Source organism: Aeromonas sp. R10-1 (genome assembly GCF_040908465.1).
Taxonomy (GTDB): Bacteria; Pseudomonadota; Gammaproteobacteria; order Enterobacterales; family Aeromonadaceae; genus Aeromonas; species Aeromonas caviae.
This window is the reverse complement of the sequence record NZ_JBFODT010000012.1, coordinates 1-2080: the sequence shown is the minus strand read 5'-3', so window position 1 is coordinate 2080 and position 2080 is coordinate 1. Positions and strand designations below refer to the sequence as shown.

Annotated in this window: 3 protein-coding genes; all 3 read right to left on the bottom strand. The window is 57.9% G+C overall.

The genetic code is table 11. From position 1 onward, the window contains the following. The coding region (gene lafA, locus AB5Y93_RS04960; RefSeq protein ID WP_368228895.1) for a lateral flagellin LafA at positions 1–770 on the bottom strand (770 nt) is incomplete at its 3' end. Between the two features lie 178 nt (positions 771–948). Further along, the gene (lafA, locus tag AB5Y93_RS04955) at positions 949–1809 is read right to left on the bottom strand and encodes a lateral flagellin LafA (protein ID WP_139737873.1); all 861 of its coding nucleotides are present in this window, start codon (positions 1807–1809) and stop codon (positions 949–951) included. 178 nt (positions 1810–1987) lie between these two features. Then, positions 1988–2080 (bottom strand): flagellin (locus AB5Y93_RS04950; RefSeq protein ID WP_368228896.1); only part of this gene is annotated, 93 nt, incomplete at its 5' end.

Below are 2080 nucleotides of genomic sequence, written 5' to 3'. Positions count from 1 at the left end.
GTGCTCTCCTGGGCGAAGTCGGCATCCATGATGCGGCCGTTCGCCATGTCGGTGTTCTCTTTCATGTTGGAGAGGTTGTTGACGGTGTGCTCCAGTCGGTTGATGTTGGCACCGAACTGGGAACGGGCGGTACCGATGGCATCCAGGGCGTCTTCCATCTTGGTGATCTGCGCATTGAAGGCAGTGGAGGCCAGGGCAGTGGCCGCCACATCGGCGGTGGCAAAATCGGTTTGCGCGGTATCAATGGCTGCGTTGACGGCCTGAACATTGGTGCTGGCATCCACATCCAGCTTCTCGGCGGCGGAACCACCGATCTGGAAGGTCACTGCCGCGGCACCGAACTTGCCCGCATCGCTGATCAGAGCCTGACCACCAAACTTGGTGTTGTCGCTGATGTTCTTCAGCTCGGCAGACAGCTCTTTCATTTCGGTGCCCATGGCCAGACGGTCTTCCGCGCTCGCGGTGCCGTTGGCGCCCTGGGTGGCCAGGTCTTTCATGCGCTGAACGATGTTGGTCATCTCGTCCATGGCACCTTCGGCGGTCTGCATCATGGAGACGGCGTCCTGGGCGTTGCGCATGCCGACCTTCTGGCCGTTGGACTGGGCTTGCAGACGGGTGGCCATCTGCAGACCGGCGGCGTCATCGGCGGCGGAGTTGATGCGCAGACCGGTACCCAGGCGCTGCATGGCGGTGCCCAGCATCTTGTTGGTGTTGTTCAGCTGGTTCTGAGTGGTCAGAGAAGCGAAATTGGTATGAATGGACAAACCCATGATCTATTCCTCGAAGAAGGCTGCTACCGCAGCGGATAACCGTACGAAGGAGAGAAGCGACAGGTGCGAGGCAAGACTTGAGCTGCGGGTGAAAAATATGATGAAAAAGGGGGCGCGGGAGAAGCAGGGAGGGGAAACAGGAACAAGGCACCCACCGGGGAGATGGGTGCCGCCAGCATCAACGCAGCAGGGAGGTCACCATGCCGGTCATCTGGTTGGAGTTGGACAGCACGGACATGCCAGCCTGCATCAGCATCTGGTTCTTGGTCATGTTGGTGCTCTCCTGGGCGAAGTCGGCATCCATGATGCGGCCGTTCGCCATGTCGGTGTTCTCTTTCATGTTCGAGAGGTTGTTGACGGTGTGCTCCAGACGGTTGATGTTGGCACCGAAGGAAGAACGAACAGCACCAATTTGATCAAGCAGGTTGCTTGTGGCGGTAATCGCGTCACTGGCTTTGGTTTGATCACCAATACCCGCGACAATATCAGCGTCCGCAATACCGCTAGTTGCTGTAGTGCCAGTAAGGTCCTTCATCGCGGTAGCTACATCAACCTTCAATGTTTCAGTGCTAGAGCCACCAATCTGGAAAGTCACACCAGTGGCGACCTCAAACGAACCACCCTTCAACAGCTTCTGGCCACCAAAGCTGGTGTTGTTAACAATATTACCCAGCTCCTTGGTCAGTTCGCCGAACTCGGCGTTCAGGGCGGTATAGTCATCGGCGCTGGTAGTGCCGTTCGCACCCTGGGTGGCCAGGTCCTTCATGCGCTGGACGATGTTGGTCATCTCGTCCATGGCGCCTTCGGCAGTCTGCATCATGGAGATGGCATCCTGGGCGTTGCGCATACCGACCTTCTGGCCGTTGGACTGGGCTTGCAGGCGGGTAGCCATCTGCAGACCGGCCGCGTCGTCGGCGGCGGAGTTGATGCGAAGACCGGTACCCAGGCGCTGCATGGCGGTGCCCAGCATCTTGTTGGTGTTGTTCAGCTGGTTCTGAGTGGTCAGAGAAGCGAAGTTGGTATGAATGGACAAACCCATGATCTATTCCTCGAAGGAGGCTGCTACCGCAGCGGATAACCGTACGAAGGAGAGAAGCGACAGGTGCGAGGCAAGACTTGAGCTGCGGCTGAAAAATACGATGAAAAAGAGAGCGCGGGAGGAGCAGGGTGGAGAAACAGGAAAAAAGCACCCATCGGGGAGATGGGTGCCACCAGCATCAACGCAGCAGGGAAGTCACCATGCCGGTCATCTGGTTGGAGTTGGACAGCACGGACATGCCAGCCTGCATCAGCATCTGGTTCTTGGTCAT

Coding starts and splice junctions, on each gene's coding strand:
- lafA (WP_139737873.1), bottom strand. CDS start 1,809: ATGGGTTTGTCCATTCATACCAACTTCGCTTCTCTGACCACTCAGAAC.